11 protein-coding genes are annotated in these 15341 nt (G+C 59.7%); 1 reads left to right on the top strand and 10 read right to left on the bottom strand.

Going from position 1 to position 15341, the window contains the following annotated elements; all coding sequences use genetic code 11:
- Nucleotide 1: 1 nt before the first annotated feature.
- From galT to HMPREF1494_RS10035, 3 genes are all read right to left on the bottom strand, one after another.
- Nucleotides 2–1252 (bottom strand): galactose-1-phosphate uridylyltransferase, encoded by a 1251-nt coding sequence (gene galT, locus HMPREF1494_RS10045; RefSeq protein ID WP_034522637.1) that lies wholly within the window; start codon nt 1250–1252, stop codon nt 2–4.
- 5 nt (nt 1253–1257) lie between these two features.
- A complete protein-coding gene (locus HMPREF1494_RS10040) occupies nt 1258–2061 on the bottom strand; it encodes a DeoR/GlpR family DNA-binding transcription regulator (RefSeq protein ID WP_003838985.1) in 804 nt (267 codons plus the stop codon).
- 419 nt (nt 2062–2480) lie between these two features.
- Nucleotides 2481–3281: a polyprenol monophosphomannose synthase gene (locus HMPREF1494_RS10035; protein ID WP_034522634.1), complete on the bottom strand. Its 801-nt coding sequence runs from the start codon at nt 3279–3281 to the stop codon at nt 2481–2483.
- Nucleotides 3282–3638: 357 nt separating this feature from the next.
- Here HMPREF1494_RS10035 and HMPREF1494_RS10025 point away from each other — a divergent pair, with 357 nt between their 5' ends.
- Nucleotides 3639–4787, top strand: a complete 1149-nt coding sequence (locus HMPREF1494_RS10025) for a quinone-dependent dihydroorotate dehydrogenase (protein ID WP_034522627.1) — start codon at nt 3639–3641, stop codon at nt 4785–4787.
- A gap of 232 nt (nt 4788–5019) precedes the next feature.
- Here the strand turns inward: HMPREF1494_RS10025 and HMPREF1494_RS10020 are convergent, their stop codons facing one another.
- The 7 genes from HMPREF1494_RS10020 to HMPREF1494_RS09990 form a co-directional block, all read right to left on the bottom strand.
- Nucleotides 5020–6150 (bottom strand): NADH:flavin oxidoreductase/NADH oxidase, encoded by a 1131-nt coding sequence (locus tag HMPREF1494_RS10020; protein ID WP_003838977.1) that lies wholly within the window; start codon nt 6148–6150, stop codon nt 5020–5022.
- A gap of 181 nt (nt 6151–6331) precedes the next feature.
- On the bottom strand, nt 6332–8620 hold the full coding sequence (locus HMPREF1494_RS10015) for a transglycosylase domain-containing protein (RefSeq protein WP_034522623.1): 2289 nt from the start codon (nt 8618–8620) through the stop codon (nt 6332–6334).
- A 105-nt stretch (nt 8621–8725) separates the two neighbouring features.
- The gene (locus HMPREF1494_RS10010) at nt 8726–9445 is read right to left on the bottom strand and encodes a Crp/Fnr family transcriptional regulator (RefSeq protein ID WP_034255594.1); all 720 of its coding nucleotides are present in this window, start codon (nt 9443–9445) and stop codon (nt 8726–8728) included.
- 41 nt (nt 9446–9486) lie between these two features.
- Nucleotides 9487–10560, bottom strand: a complete 1074-nt coding sequence (locus tag HMPREF1494_RS10005; protein WP_034522619.1) for a lipoate--protein ligase family protein — start codon at nt 10558–10560, stop codon at nt 9487–9489.
- Complete coding sequence (locus tag HMPREF1494_RS10000) at nt 10560–11297, bottom strand: TM2 domain-containing protein (RefSeq protein WP_003838970.1); 738 nt, start codon at nt 11295–11297, stop codon at nt 10560–10562. The genes HMPREF1494_RS10005 and HMPREF1494_RS10000 overlap by 1 nt, the downstream gene beginning before the upstream one ends.
- Nucleotides 11298–11426: 129 nt before the next feature.
- Nucleotides 11427–12467, bottom strand: a complete 1041-nt coding sequence (locus tag HMPREF1494_RS09995) for a 3-isopropylmalate dehydrogenase (RefSeq protein ID WP_003838967.1) — start codon at nt 12465–12467, stop codon at nt 11427–11429.
- 163 nt (nt 12468–12630) lie between these two features.
- Nucleotides 12631–15237, bottom strand: coding sequence for a S9 family peptidase (locus HMPREF1494_RS09990; RefSeq protein ID WP_034522616.1), 2607 nt, complete (start codon nt 15235–15237; stop codon nt 12631–12633).
- Nucleotides 15238–15341: the final 104 nt, after the last annotated feature.

The following is a 15341-nucleotide window of genomic DNA, read 5'->3' as shown; positions in this document are numbered from 1 at the left end:
GTCAGCCTTCGATGTCAATCGGGCCGAGCTCGTGGAAGCGCTTGGCGATGAGTTCCGGCGTGGTGTCGGAGACCCAGGCGGCCATGCCGGATTCGGAGCCGGCCAGATACTTGATCTTGTTGGCGGCACGGCGGAAGGAGAAGAACTGCAGGTTCAGGCGGTAGTTCCCGCGACGGGCGTCGTGGATCGGAGCCTGATGCCATGCGGCGATGTACGGCAGGTCCATGCCCTTGCCATCGCCCTTGTCGAAGAACGCATTGCCACGCTTCAAGAGGGTGGAGTACATCACGGCGAGGTCCCAGCGTTCCTGATCGTTGAGCTCGTCGAGGGTGAGCACGTCGCGCACCGGGGCCACATGCACCTCGAGAGGCCAACGTGCGGCGGCCGGCACATAGGCGACCCAGCTGTGGTTGCGCATGACGATGCGCTCCTCGGCTTCGATTTCGGCGTTCATGAGGTCCTTGAGCAGATTGCCGCCGGTCTTCTCGTGATAGGCCTCGGTATGCTGCAGCTCGGCTTCCATCTTCGGCGCGATGAACGGGTAGCAGTAGACCTGACCATGCGGGTGAGCCAGGGAAACGCCGATCTCCTGCCCGTGGTTTTCAAACGGGAAGATCTGTTCGATGCCGTCGATCTTGGAGATTTCGGCGGTACGGAAGGCCCATGCCTCCACGACGGTGCGCAGACGGGAGACCGGCAAATCGGCCGGCAGGCCATCTTCGTCCGGATCGAAGCAGATCACTTCGCAGCGGCCGGCGGCAAGCTTCTTCTCCCACAGCGGGTTGCCGTCGACGTATTCCACGGCCTCGGAACGGCCCGGCACACGCACCATCGAGGGGAAACGGTTCTCGAATACGACCACGTTGTAGTCGGTGTCCGGCACTTCGCCATCCTGGTACGGGTCGCCCGGCTTACGTGCGGCCAGCGGATTGCCCTTGGCGGTGGCACCGGGGCCGGCGGTGATCGGACGGTTCATACGCGCGGTCGCCATCGGAATCCAATCGCCGGTCAGCGGGTCGCGGCGCATCTCCGGAGCGGCGTACGGCACTTCCTCGCCGGCCGCGTTGATCTGATTGGAGAAACGGTAGGCCAATTGACGCGGATCGTTCAGTTCGCGGGTCTTGGCACCGGAAACGTATTCCGGATCGTCGTCGAGATAGAAGAAGTCACGGCCATCGGCAAGCGTGGTCGGGGTGATACGGATGTGTTCCTTCGCATATTCTCCAGGAGCATAGGTTGCGAATTCACTCATGGTGATTACTCACTTTCCTGCATCTGCTCGGTCTGGTGCGCCAGCACGAGCTCTTTAACCAAATCCCTTGTTTTCCCAACCGAATCGGGATCGAGTCCATCATCGGTAATGACCGTGTCAACCTGGTCGAAGCGTGCAAACAGCGACAACGACGTGCAGCTCCACTTGGTGTGATCGGTCAAAATTATCGTCCGATCGGCAATGTCCATCAATGCCATATCGGTCGCGGCCTCAAGCGAGTTCGGCATGAGGAAGCCGCGTGGAATGGACACGGAATGCGTGCCCAGGAATACGGTGTTGACGCGCAGGGAGGCGACCACCTTGTCGGCGATCGGGCCTACCAGCGAGTTGGAACGGGTGGTCACGCCGCCGGTTACGATGACTTCCACGTCTTTCGATTCCAGCGCCTGCACCAGTTCCGCCACGGGAATGGAGTTGGTCAGGATGGTGATTCCGGAGGATTGCTGCGATTCGAGCAGATGCTGTGCGAACACGTAGGCGGTGGTGCCGCCGCCGATGGCGATCACGTCACCGGGGGCCACGTATTTGACGGCTTCCTGCGCAATGGCGTCCTTGAGACCGATGTCCATCTGCGACTTTACAGAGAACAGCGGCTCACTCAGCAACGTGCTGGTGGTGACCGCACCGCCGTGCACGCGTTTGAGAAGGCCCTTGTCGGCCAGATCGGCGATATCGCGGCGAATGGTCATGGCGGAAACGCCCAATTCCTTGGATAACGCGGTAATACGCACCGCACCACGGGTGCGCAACCGGCTCAGTATCAGATGCTGACGTTGTGACGATATCATTCGAACATTATCGCACACGTTCACTCAAAATAAAAACCGGAATGAGCGTTTCGCGCGTTTTTCACGACGAAACGATAAGCAAACATGGTCGAATCGCACAAAAGCGCACGCAGTATCCTGAGTTTCACACCCACTCCGCCGCACTGAACGCAGGCATATCCGTGTAGCCACAGAGTCCCGACACCCGACCGATCGGCATTACTCCACCCCCGCCCGTACGAAGCCCGCCTTGACGTGAGCAGCTTCCCGGACGGCGCCACGATTCCACCCTCTCGCCCGTACGAAACCCGCTCCTGCACTCGTAACCGTTCCGCCGCCACTCACTCCATCCTGCGTGCACATCAAATCCACGGACCGCACACCCGTGCAGCCAAGCGGCTCTCGCTTCGTATGCGAATCAAATGGCTTGGGGATGCGGATCACTTATGGAACAGTCGCTGCAAGCCCCAGACGGTGACGCGACGCATCGCCTCGATAACGATGGCGTTGCTCATTTTCGATTTGCCTCGCACCCGATCGGGGAACACGATCGGCACCTCCACGATTGTTCCACCCGCGGCCGCCACGCGACGGGTCATGTCAATCTGGAACACGTAGCCGTTCGCTTCAATCGCGTCCAAATCCAGGGAACGCAACATCGATGCGCGGTAGGCTCGGAAACCTGCGGTCATATCGCGCACGCCAATCCCCAGCATCGTCCGCGCATACCATGATCCGCTACGTGAAATGAAATCACGGAAAGGAGACCATCCTTCCGTACGCCCGCCGTCCACACGACGCGAGCCGATCACCAGATCCGGTACGGCACCGGCCGCAATCCCACGATTGTGATCAATCGATCGCCCGTCGCCCGGTTCCGCAACAATGTCATCGCACGGCCCCTCCACCGCGAGCGCTTCCAATAATTTCGGAAGATCCTGAGGCCGGTGCGAGCCGTCCATGTCCATCTCGCAAACCACGTCGAAGCCACGCTCCAGCGCCCACGCGAAGCCGGCCAGATAGGCTGGTCCGAGACCGTTCTTTTCTGCGCGGTGCAGCACGTGGATGCGCGGATCTTCCGCAGCCATGCGATCGGCCTCCTCGCCGGTTCCATCCGGAGAGCCGTCGTCGACGATTAGGATTTCGACCGACGGTCGGCATGCGAAAATCCCGCCGACGGTCGGATGCAGGTTCTCCAACTCGTTATAGGTGGGCATTACCACGCAGACCCGTTCCGCCATAGCCGCACCTCCTCACGCAACATCCAACTCACCATAGCATTGAACATCGGAAACAACGAGACCATTCGGCTCACGCCTGAGAGAACCAAACCATTACCCAACAACCAGAGCCCCATAACACCCAACCGGAGGCCCACACCCAAGAGAACCAAACCGTTACCCAACAACCACACCCCCACAACACCCGACCAAAGGCCCACACCCAAGAGAACCAAACCACTACCCAACAACCACACCCCCACAAACCGTCCGCCGCCATACATCCAACCCAAAATGACGTCAAGCCCACCGCTCTCAGCCATATTTATCCTGACCTAGGTTGAAGAATCCTCCCCAACGGTGCGAAAATAGTGAACCATGGGATATGTTTCTGAGAATTTTTGGCACGACGCGGTGAACAAGGCCACCACCGATCTTTTCACCTTCGGATACAAGCACGTCATCAAACCGTATTTCGTCTTCAACCACCAACCCGACGTGGCGCATGATCAAATGATCGAATTCTGCAAAGTCACCAAAAACATCCCGCCGCTCATGTGGCTGTGCCGCGAAATGCTCAACTACACCGATCCGGTGCTCGAAACGAACGTGATGGGCATCGACTTCGCCAATCCGTTCGGCCTTTCCGCAGGCCTTGACAAGAACTGCGAAATGCCCGTGCTCATGGATAGCGTCGGTTTCGGCTTCGAAACGGTAGGCTCCACCACCTCGCGCCCTTGCCCCGGCAACGAAAAGCCGTGGTTCCATCGCCTGCCTGAGTACGATTCGATGATGGTGCACGTCGGTCTCGCCAACGATGGTTCGGAGCAGGTGATTCCACGCGCCGAGCACGCCTGGCACGACGCGAAGAGCATGCAGGTGTCGATCTCCATCGCCCGAACGAACGACGATAAGACCGGCGACCTCGACGAAGGCATCGAGGATTACTGCATGTCGATGCGTCGCGCCGCAGGCCGTTCCGCCATGGTGGAGGTGAACATTTCCTGCCCGAACACGAAGGCCGGAGAACCGTTCAACGAAAGCCCGGAAGCGCTTGACAGGCTGTTCACCGAGCTTGACAAGATCGATCATCCCCAGCCGACACTCGTAAAGTTGCCATTGAACAAAAGCTGGGCCGAGTTCAAGGATCTGCTTGATGTGCTCGCCGAGCATAACGTGCAGGGCCTGTCGATTGCGAACCTGCAGAAGGACCGCACCGGTATGGAAATACCGCGTGATTGGGAGGGAGGCCTGTCCGGCTCCCCTTGCTATGCGGCCAGCAATGCGATGATCAGGCAGACTTACCGTGAATACGGCGAACGTTTCGCCATTGCGGGCATTGGAGGCGTCTTCACGCCACAGCAGGCTTACGAGAAGATCCGTTCCGGATCAAGCCTGGTCATGTTCATCAGCGCCCTGATGTATCGCGGTCCACAGCAGATCACCGTGTTGAAACGCGGCCTTGCCGAACTGCTGAAACGGGACGGCTTCGATCACGTCAGCCAAGCCGTCGGCATCGATGCGTAGATAAACACGTATGTAAGGCGAGTACGTGCAATCGCAGGAGGACGGCATGCCCTCATAGCGCTTGTCGGAATTGTTCGGACGAATCCCTGATTCCGACAGGCCTACGGGTTTTGTATGGGGTATGCCGCCCTCCCGTTCGCCTGTTCGCACGCCGCCCATCCGTACGATATCCGTTCGTGCGTCCGCCCGCGCGCATTGGCGGTTTATACGTCACCTATACGAGAAGGCGGGATCAGCGGAAGGCTCCGCGCACATACTGCGCCGGATACGGCGCTTCCTCAACCGGCACGCCCAGCTTGTTCGCCGCGCGTAGCGGCCAATATGGATCCCGCAATGCCGCACGTCCGATTTCGATGGCATCCGCCTGCCCGGCTTTCAGCACCTTCTCCGCCTGCTTCGGTTTGGTGATGAGTCCCACCGCCGTCACCGGAACATCGGCACGTGAGCGAATCTGCTCGGAGAACGGCACTTGATAGCCCGGCTTGACCGGAATGGTCACGTCGGGAATGAGACCGCCCGTGGATACATCCACCAGGTCAACCCCATGCTCCTTCAGCACCTTCGCCAAATCGACGCTCTGATCAAGATCCCATCCGCCTGCAGCCCAGTCGGTGGCGGAAATACGCACCAACACCGGCATGTCGTCGGGAATGACGGTACGTACCGCATCCACCACTTCGACCAGCATGCGAATACGGTTCTCGAAGCATCCGCCATATTCGTCCTCACGTTCGTTGATCAGCGGATCAAGGAATTGCGACAGCAGATAGCCGTGGGCCGCGTGGATCTGCACCGCGTCGAAACCGATGGCATACGCACGCCATGCGGCATCGCGGAACTGCGCCACGATCGCATGGATTTCGTCCACGCTCAATGCACGCGGGGTACGCAGCGATCCGTATGCGTTCGCGCTCGGGCATACGGTCTGCCATCCGCCGAATTCCTCCGGCACGCTCTCATCGTCGAATCCTACGGCGAAGCAACCGGTGGAGGCCTTGCGACCCGCATGGTTGAGTTGCACGGCCATGGTCGCACCGGCGGCCTTGGCATCCGCCACGATCCATCGCCATGCTTCCATCTGATCGTCGCTCCACAATCCCAAGTCGCAGGGCGAGATACGTCCTTCCGGCGCCACGGCGGTGGTTTCCACGATGATCATGCCGAAACCGCCCATGGCACGCGATACATAATGCTGGTAGTGGAATGGCGTAGGGAGGCCATCCTGTGCGAATGCCGAATACGTGTCCATCGGCGGCAACCAGATGCGATTACGCATGGTCACTCCGCGCAGGGTCATCGGTTCGAACAGCCGCACCGAACCCTTCTTCTTGCCTTTTTTCTTGGTTTTCTCGCCGTCGCCCATGATTCCGCCTCTCTCGCTCGCACAGCATCACCGTTCGGATTATGATGATTGCCAAAGTCCTGCCGGCAATCCACCCGACATTACCTGCATTCTAAGCAGAACGCCCGCCGGTTGGGGCGGGCGTTCATGGACTGTTCACTTTCACCAAGCAATATCGCACCAAGCAATATCGGCATGGTAACTATTGTTCCTGCTGATTGGCATCCTGCTGAGCCTGGGCCTGTTGCTCGGTCTGCTGCTGTGACTCAGTCTGCTGCTCAGTCTGTGACTGAGTCTGCGTCGTCTTCTGCTGCAGTGTGGAGGAGGCGCTCTTCGCCGTGATGTACTGTGCCGCGGGTTGTCCGTAATCGTTATCCATCGGAGCGTTGATCGCCGCCAGATAGGTGTTCATGAACTCCTTCCAGGCCGGGGTGGCGATGTACATGCCGTACCAGTTCGAATGGTATACGCCGTTGATGGTCTTGTAGTCGAAGGTGTTGTGAATCGGATCCTGCGCATCGGCCACGGCCACGAATGCGGCCACCTGATTCGGCACGAAGCCTGCCGTGGTCATCACCGTGTTCTCGTTCGTACCGGTCTTCGCAAAGGTCTTGCGGCCGCCGTCGAGCTGCGTGGTGGCGGCCTCGCCTCCCGAGACCACGACACCTTGCTTCAGGGCGTATGCGGTGGTCTGTGCGATTTCCGAGCTGATTGCCTGATGGCAATTCGCGGATGGCACCTTCACATCGGAGCCGCTGCGATCGGTCACCTTGGTGATGGCGATAGGCGTGCATTCCACGCCGTTGGCGCCAAGCGTGGCGTACACGTTCGCCATGGTGAGCGGCGATGCCTGCACGGTACCGATGGTCATTGGCGGCTGGAACGAATTCGCCGAATAGATGTCGGTGGCGTTCGCGGTCGCGTTATGGTAACCCATCTGCTTGGCGGCGTCCGCGATGGAACACAAGCCGATCGTCGAGGCCATCGAGGCCTGCGTGGTGTTGTGGGATTTGATCAGACCCTGCAACGGGGTTTCCGGTGAGGTGGTGCCGCCGCCGGAGTTCTGTACGCTCCATGCACGACCGGTGAAGTAGTAGTCGTTGCAGCTGAACTTCGACATCGCATAGCTCGTGGAGGTGACCAGCGACTCGTTGATGGAATGGCCTTGTTGCATCCAGGCCACCAGGTTGATCGGCTTCCATGTGGAACCGACGTTGAAGCCCATGCCGCCGCCGTCTTCCTCGTCGACCATGTAGTTCATCGAAGTCTTGGTCTCGTCGTTCTTTGCGTCATCGGTCGCGTCATAGGTGCGGTTGATGCCGAATGCCAATATCTCGCCCGTACCGGGTTTTATGGCCGCTATCATCACTTCGAAGCCGGTCGGATCATCGGCAGGCACGGTGTCGTTCGCCGCCTTCATGGCAGCATCGTTGGCGTTCTGGTCGAGCGTGGTCACGATCTTCAGGCCGCCTTCCTTCAGCAGCTTTTCTCGTGCCTCGCTGTCCTTGCCGAAGGCCTTGTTCTTCAGAATCTGATTGACCACGTATGAGCAGAAGAAGCCGGTGTTGTTGGCGGCCGCCTGGCATCCGGAGCTGACATCCTGAATGTTCAGCGTATCCTTCAGGGGCGTGTTGACGGCTTCCTTGTATTCCTTCTCACTGGAGATGAATCCTTGGTCGTACATCAGCTTGAGCACGATGTTGCGCTGATTCTCGGCCTCTTCCTGATTGGCTTCCACGGAAGGGTCGAAGTTCTGAGGATTCTTGGTGATTGCCGCAATGGTCGCCGCCTGCACCACGTTCAGGTCGGCGGCGGATACGTTGAAATAGCGTTTTGCGGCCATTTCGACGCCGCATAGGCTGTTGCGGCCGAACTGCGCGATGTTGAGATAGCCCTGCAGGATTTCCGCCTTGGAATACTTCTTCTCGATCTGCACCGCGATGAGCATCTCTCGCAGCTTACGTGCGATGGTATCTTCGGATGCGTGGTATTCGGCGATTGGATCGTCATCCTCTCGGGCCTGCGTGGCCAGCACGTTCTTCACATACTGCTGGGTCAGGGTCGAACCGCCCTGCTGGTCGCCGCCCTTGAGATACGTCTGCACGAATGCGCGGAGTACGCCCTGTACGTCCACGCCGGAATGGTCGAAGAATCGTTTGTCCTCGCGGGCTACGACCGCCTGCTGCATGGCCTTGGAAATCTTCTTGAGCGGCACCACTTCGCGATTCTGCGTATAGAAATCGGCGAATTCGGTTTTGCCGTCGTTGTAGTAGAAGGTGGAGCGCTGTGGAAGGCTGGTCACATCGAAATCAATGCCCTCCACCGTCAGTGACGGAATCACCGCCTTGGCCACGCTGTTCGCTCCAAGCACGGCAGGCAGGAGGAACACACTGGTCGCCACGCCGCCACCCACGCATAGCGTGATGTAGGCGAGCACCAGTGTAAGCACACGTCGAGCAGTCAAAGTCTTCTTCTTGGGCATGTTGCCCATTCTAAAGTGGCGGGTATACTAATCAACTCCACGCCCATAGCCGTCACGTGTTCATCACATACCGGCTCTAATCTCAAAAAATACTGAAAACAAGCCGAAAGACCGTTACCTTCGTGACCTGCGGATCAGCATGCCCGGCTGATAGATGACGATCGACCGACCTTCACGCGCGATCCACCCACGATTGGCGAAATCCATGAGCGCCTTGTTCACCGTTTCACGCGAGGAGCCGACCAGTTGGGCCATTTCCTCCTGTGTCAGATCATGCGGCACCTTCAGACCCGCCTCCACCGGTTCGCCGAACCGCGAGGCCAGATTCAGCAAGGTCTTCGCCAACCGGCCGGGAACGTCCATGAACACCAGATCGGAGATGCGCTCGTTATTGGCGCGCATACGATGTGCCAGCACCTGCAGCATATCCACGGCCACGCGCGGATGCTCATCGAGCCAGGCGAACAGCGCATCGTGTTCCAACCAGACCACCCGCGTGCCGTTCGTCATCGCCACCGCGGAGGCCGTACGTGGTCCGCCATGCGGGTCGAAGACCGGAATCTCGCCCAGCAGTTCACCGTATGCATGGATGCTCAGCAACTGCACGCGCTTGTCGGAGGATTGTCTGATCAGCTTGACGCGGCCCTCTTCCAGCACATACATGCGGTGGTCGGTATCGCCTTCGCGGAAGATGAAATCGCCTTTGCCGTATTCCGCATGCTGCAGATGCGGCAGTAGCTCCTCGGCCTCGTCTTTGGAGACCTGTTTGAACAGTGCGGTGTGCAGCAGCGTCGTGCTTTCGTCGTAGATCCCGTTCGGCGTAACCACACCCATCGCACCTCCATCTCCGATCGGATCGCCCTCGACCATTCGCGCTATATTGTAACGCGCCTGGCCGCGGCAATCAGATGATTCACCACCACATCACGGCTCATGCCGGTCTGCGAGCGCATCGGATCGACGCGCTTCACCGCTGATTTCACGGCTTTATCCGACATCTTCTCGCGTGACACGTGCAACACGCGCATCATTTTTTCGCCGTCGATGTCATAGGCGAGCGTCACATGATGCAGTATCGCGCCGGGGCCCGTATCGATCGGGGGGAACCTGCGCTGCGCCGCTCCGCCGATCTTGCCGTATTGCGATGCGATGTCGTTCAATCCGGTGAACCGCACGTCCAGACCAAGTTCGCGCAGTGCCGTGACAAGCCAATAGTCACACAGCCTATAGGAGTCCTCGATGCTCACGCCTTTGGCGAAATCCAGCGGCGCGTACAGCGAGTAGGTGATGGTGTTGCCCGGTTCGATGAACATCGCGCCGCCACCGGTGCATCGTCGCACTATCTGGATGCCTTCGGCTTGTGCGGCCTGCTCGTTGACCTCGTCCGGCAATGATTGGAATCGGCCGATCACCACGGCCGGAGCGGCCCATTCCCAGATGCGCAGGGTCGCTTTGCGACTGCCTGCCGCCACTTCGCGGGCCCATTGCAGGTCCGTGTCCATCTGTTCCTGCGGGCTGCGTGGTGCATCATGCAGGACCGTTGGCTTGAGACCGCGCCATCTCGCCGCGCATTCCACTGCCGTCAGCTCGCCGAATTCGTCGCCCGTCGAAGTGTGATGCGATGCCCGCGACGATGCGATTCGCGGCAGTGACGTTTGCGATTCCCGCTCTTGGGGAACGGAGTCATCTTGCGTAACGGCCCTGCGAAAGGCCGTTTCAATTCCCTGCATGGTCATGCCGACCAGTGCAACGTCCGGATATTGTTGCGGAATGCCGCGGATCGACCGTCCCGCGACTAACGTCCGTTCGATGTCAAGCAGCATCTCATGGGCACGGTTCTCATTGCCGTCAATGAAAAAATCGCCGTCGATATGGCAGTACCCATCACGAAGCCGGGCGGTAACCCCCACGAGTTTACCGCCCGGCTGCTTGTATACGCCTCTGCCCATCAATCGCGCAGCTCTACGCCGCGACCGTCGCGGTGCCACGGGGAACCGATGTCGGAGCACAGAATCAGAATGCCTTCGACAAGGCCCCAGATGCTGGCCACTACCGGTCCGATGAGGATGATCCATCCGACCACCGTCAGCAGTAGCTGCACAACGGCCTTGGTGGTGTTGCCGAGATAGAAATTGTGGATGCCCAGACTGCCCAGGAAGATGCCGAGCAGGCCGGCCACGATCTTCTGGCGGGGCACGTATCCCGGAGGCAACGGCTGGCCGTTCGGCTGATAGTACTGCTGTGCATACGGGTTCGGCTGAGTGTAGTTCGGCTGTCCATAGCCCTGCTGCGCGTATGCGTTCTGCTGGGTGTATGCGTTCGGCTGCGTATACCCGTTCTGTTGGGCGTTCGGGTCATAGGCCGACTGGCCCGTCTGCCCGGACTGCGCATAATAGGAGCCGTTCTGTCCGTAAGCCTGGCCGGACTGTTGCCCATAGGAACCGTATGAGCCATACGTTCCATCCGCGGTTTGGCCGTAGCTCTGCTGTGCGGAGGACTGCTGCCCGTAGGAACCATAGTCGGCGGCCGGCTGCGTGTTCGTGGTCTGGCTATGGTCGGCGGCCGGCTGTTCGGCACCGTATTGGCTGTAGCTCGACTGCGAATCGTTTGATGGGGTCGATCCGTCAGCCGAAGCGGAACCATTGATGTGGTCGGGGTTGGTGAAATTAGTGTTGTCGTCGTTCATGGTTCAACAATATCGCATAAATCGTATGGTTACCTTGGCGACTTCCCCGAAAAGCCCCTGAGTCATCCCTGAAAAAATGTTCCCTCCGACGAGTGGCGCCGTCGGAGGGAACATTCGCTATGAGCAGACTTACATACGTGCCAGAATATCGCGGCCGACCTCGTCGGTGGAACGCGTGGTGGAACCCAGCTCCTCGATATCCGCTTCGACTGCGGTGTCGATGCGTGCGGCGGCCTCGTCGAAGCCGAGGTGGCGCAGCAGCATGGCGGCCGACAGGATCGCAGCGGTCGGATTGGCCTTGTTCTGACCTGCGATGTCCGGAGCGGAACCGTGGATCGGCTCGAACATCGACGGATACTCGTCGGAGGCGTTGATGCAACCGGAGGCGGAATAGCCCACGCCGCCTACCACGGCACCGGCTTCGTCGGTAATGATGTCACCGAACAGGTTGTCGGTCAGAATCACGTCGAAACGGGACGGGTCGGATACCATGAAGATGGTGGTCGCGTCGATGTGCAGATAGTCGTGGGAGACTTCCGGATACTCCTCCGCCACCGTATTGACGATGCGCTGCCACATGTCGCCCGCGTTGACGAGCACGTTCTTCTTGTGCACGAGCGTCACGTGCTTCCTGCGTTTCATGGCCAGCTGGAAGGCGTAGCGCACCACACGTTCCACGCCGTAAGCGGTGTTGATGGACACTTCGGTGGCCACTTCGTTCGGGGTGCCACGGCGGACCGCACCACCGGCACCGCAATACAGGCCTTCGGTGCCCTCACGCACCACCACGAAGTCGATGTCGCCCGGATCGGCGAGAGGCGAGGTCACGCCCTTGTACAGTTTGGAGGGGCGCAGGTTCACATACTGATCAAGATCGAAACGGAGTTTCAGAAGCAGGCCGCGCTCCAGAATGCCGGCCTTGATGCGCGGATCGCCGACGGCACCCAGCAGGATCGCGTCGGTCTTCTTGATGCGCTCCTCTTCCTCTTCCGGAAGGATCGCACCGTCACGCAGGTAGCGTTCCGCTCCCAGATCGAAGCGCTCATACTCGAATTCGGCGACGCCTTCGGCCGCCTTCTCCAGAGCCTTCTGGGCCCACGGGGTTACTTCCTTGCCGATGCCATCGCCCGGAATGACGGCGATGGTGTACTTCTTCGTTGTTTCACTCATAGCACGCGACTCTACTCAGCGATTCATGCTTCGAACCGGAACCGCTCAGCAAGTGGACATCCGCCCGTCACACGGCGAATCATGGCGCGAATCATGGGCGAATCCAAAGATGGTCCAGTTGATCCGGGCGGATATGGGCGGCCTGAGGCCGCCTAGGCTGCGATCAGCTGGTAATGCCCATCACACTCAGGCACCAGGCGTTCTCATATGAGACTTCCTCCCACTGCTTGTAGCGACCGGAAGTGCCGCCGTGGCCCGCTTCCACCTCGATCTTCGCCACGGCGTCCACGCCGGCGCGCTGCAGACGGGCCAGCCATTTCATCGGCTCCACATACAGCACGCGCGTATCGTTCATCGACGTGGTGATGAAGATTCTCGGAAACACCGCCACGCGCGCGTCGTCGGTGGATTCCGGCGCATTCTCATACGGCGTGTATCCCTTCATATACCGGTACACATCCGCATTGTGCAACGGATCGCCCCATTCATCCCATTCGGTGACGGTTAACGGCAACGACGGATCGAGAATCGACGTCAACGCATCCACGAACGGCACGTCCGCCTCTATGCCTGCATAGCATTCCGGCGCCATGTTGGCCACCGCACCCATCAACAGGCCGCCGGCCGAACCGCCATTCGCCACGGTACGCGACGGCGAGGCCAGTCCGGCTCGTTGCAGGGCCCGCGTGGCATCCACGAAATCCTCGAACGAATGCTTCTTGTTCATCAGATGTCCCTGCTCATACCAGGCGCGTCCCATTTCGCCGCCGCCACGGATATGCGGCACGGCATACAGCACGCCTCGGTCGAGCATGCTGATGCGCGACACCGCGAACCCAGGGTCGGAACTGATTTCGTACGCACCATAGCTGGTGATGAACATGGCCGAATCGCAGGTCGGCACGTCGCGCCTCCACACCAGCGACACCGGAATGCGTTCGCCGTCGCGTGCGGTGATCCACACACGGCGTTCCATATAGTCGCGCGGATCGAAATCGCCCAATACGGTGGCGCGTTTGAGCAGACGGTCCTCACCGGTGGCCGGGTCGATGTCATGCAGTTCGCCCGGCCGCGTGTAGCTGGAGAAGGAATAGCGCACGCGCGGTGCATCGTATGAAGGATTGCCACCCACGCCGATCGAGTACAGTCTGCGGGTCTCCCCCGGCATGTCGTCGGCGGTCGCACCGTCGGAAGACGTCATGGCCTTGCGTGAGATGCCGTGTACCGCGGATCCTTTGCCCTGCGCCGCCTGCAAGACGTCGGCATGGCCATGCAGATTGCGCGCGTGGGGTCCTGCGGTATCGTCGGCGCCCATGATGTCGGAGCCAAGACCGCAGTCAAGTGCGGCCCACACTTCGGCCCGCTCCTCATTGACCTCATCCACGGATTCGTCTACGTCCCAATCGTCTTCGAGCGCATGCGGCACGAGCTCGGTGAAACGCCACGGCCGGCCTGCCAGAAAATCCTCGGCTGCGGCCGTCTTGGTCATTACGGCCACGTGTGGCAGACTTTCCGCACGATACTGCAATGCCACGAAATGCCGGTGAATCGCGATACCCTCGATGCCGAGGCCGTGCGCGCCCTGCAAAATGGCGGGATTGCATGGATTCGAGTATGCAGTGCCGATCGGTCGGGCGAAGGCGCCAGGTTCGACGGCGTCGCCATGCTCGCAGCCGTATGGCGATCCGGAAGCCACGCACACTCCCTCACCCAAGCGGTAAGGCGGCTCATGCGAACGCATGTCGATGACGTCGATTTCGAAATTCGGATTCAGCGCATTGTGGTACACCACGGCCAGCGGAATATCCTCACCATGCTCGCCGGCGCCTTCGAAGCATGCGAAGCTCACATCATATTCCACATCGGCTTCGCGCGGAATGAACGCCTGGAACTCGCCTTCAGGCGTATCGGTGGGCAGCAGCAACACCTCCGTGGTGGTCTTGGAACCGGTACCGATCACGATGTTGCGCTCGTCGAACGACAGACCGACACCCACCCAGAAACGCTCATCGGCTTCACGGAACACTTCCACATCGTCGGCGACCGGCGTTCCCACATGGTGGCGCATAATCACATACGGACGCCACGCATCGTCGAGCAGGGTGTAGAAGACCCATTGCGCATTCGGCGTAAAACATGCCCCGGCGATCCCCTCGAACACCTCCGGCAGTTCTTCGCCGGTCTCGAGATCGCGTATACGGAAATCGTAGCGTTCATCGCCACGCGTATCGATGCCATAGAGCAGCCAACGGCCGTCCTTGGAGATATCCATGCCGCCGATGCGGAAGAAATCGTGTCCTTTCGCCTCGGCATTGGTATCGAATACGATTCGTTCACCATCGATCGGCACACCGGCTTCGATATGCGGCGGATCCCAATCATCATCGTCGCGAATCGGCAGGCGGCACTGCACTCCGTATTGCTCGCCCTGCTTGGTACGGGTGAAATACCAGTAGCCGTCCATGCGCGTCGGTACCGACATGTCGGTTTCCTGCACATGCGACTTGAATTCCTCGAACAACGTGGTGCGCAACGTTTTCAAGGGTTCCATACGCGCCGCGCAATACCGGTTCTGCGCGGCCACATATTCCCGTACTTCCGGTGAATCTTTGTCGCGCAGCCATTCGTAGTCGTCCACGAACGTATCGCCATGAAACACGCGCTCCTGAGGTACCCGCTTCGCGCACGGAAATTCCAGCCCACTCTGGTTCCGGCCCAGCCCACTCTGGTTCTGCTCCAATACGCCCTGCGCACCACGATTTTCACTCATGCACGCGATTATACCGGCATGATTCTCCCAAACTACCGACGCTGAGTCGGGTCTAACCGTCGGCAGATTGAGAAACCACCCAAACCACCGACACTGAGAGAGGC

It is taken from the genome of Bifidobacterium sp. MSTE12, assembly GCF_000513015.1.
Taxonomy (GTDB): Bacteria; Actinomycetota; Actinomycetes; order Actinomycetales; family Bifidobacteriaceae; genus Bifidobacterium; species Bifidobacterium dentium.
This window is presented reverse-complemented; position numbering and strand designations above follow the sequence as displayed.

Bases quoted from the DNA above. Each gene is read 5' to 3' on its own strand.
- galT (WP_034522637.1), bottom strand. From the start codon at position 1,252: ATGAGTGAATTCGCAACCTATGCTCCTGGAGAATATGCGAAGGAACAC.
- HMPREF1494_RS10040 (WP_003838985.1), bottom strand. From the start codon at position 2,061: ATGATATCGTCACAACGTCAGCATCTGATACTGAGCCGGTTGCGCACC.
- HMPREF1494_RS10035 (WP_034522634.1), bottom strand. From the start codon at position 3,281: ATGGCGGAACGGGTCTGCGTGGTAATGCCCACCTATAACGAGTTGGAG.
- HMPREF1494_RS10025 (WP_034522627.1), top strand. From the start codon at position 3,639: ATGGGATATGTTTCTGAGAATTTTTGGCACGACGCGGTGAACAAGGCC.
- HMPREF1494_RS10020 (WP_003838977.1), bottom strand. From the start codon at position 6,150: ATGGGCGACGGCGAGAAAACCAAGAAAAAAGGCAAGAAGAAGGGTTCG.
- HMPREF1494_RS10015 (WP_034522623.1), bottom strand. From the start codon at position 8,620: ATGGGCAACATGCCCAAGAAGAAGACTTTGACTGCTCGACGTGTGCTT.
- HMPREF1494_RS10010 (WP_034255594.1), bottom strand. From the start codon at position 9,445: ATGGGTGTGGTTACGCCGAACGGGATCTACGACGAAAGCACGACGCTG.
- HMPREF1494_RS10005 (WP_034522619.1), bottom strand. From the start codon at position 10,560: ATGGGCAGAGGCGTATACAAGCAGCCGGGCGGTAAACTCGTGGGGGTT.
- HMPREF1494_RS10000 (WP_003838970.1), bottom strand. From the start codon at position 11,297: ATGAACGACGACAACACTAATTTCACCAACCCCGACCACATCAATGGT.
- HMPREF1494_RS09995 (WP_003838967.1), bottom strand. From the start codon at position 12,467: ATGAGTGAAACAACGAAGAAGTACACCATCGCCGTCATTCCGGGCGAT.
- HMPREF1494_RS09990 (WP_034522616.1), bottom strand. From the start codon at position 15,237: ATGAGTGAAAATCGTGGTGCGCAGGGCGTATTGGAGCAGAACCAGAGT.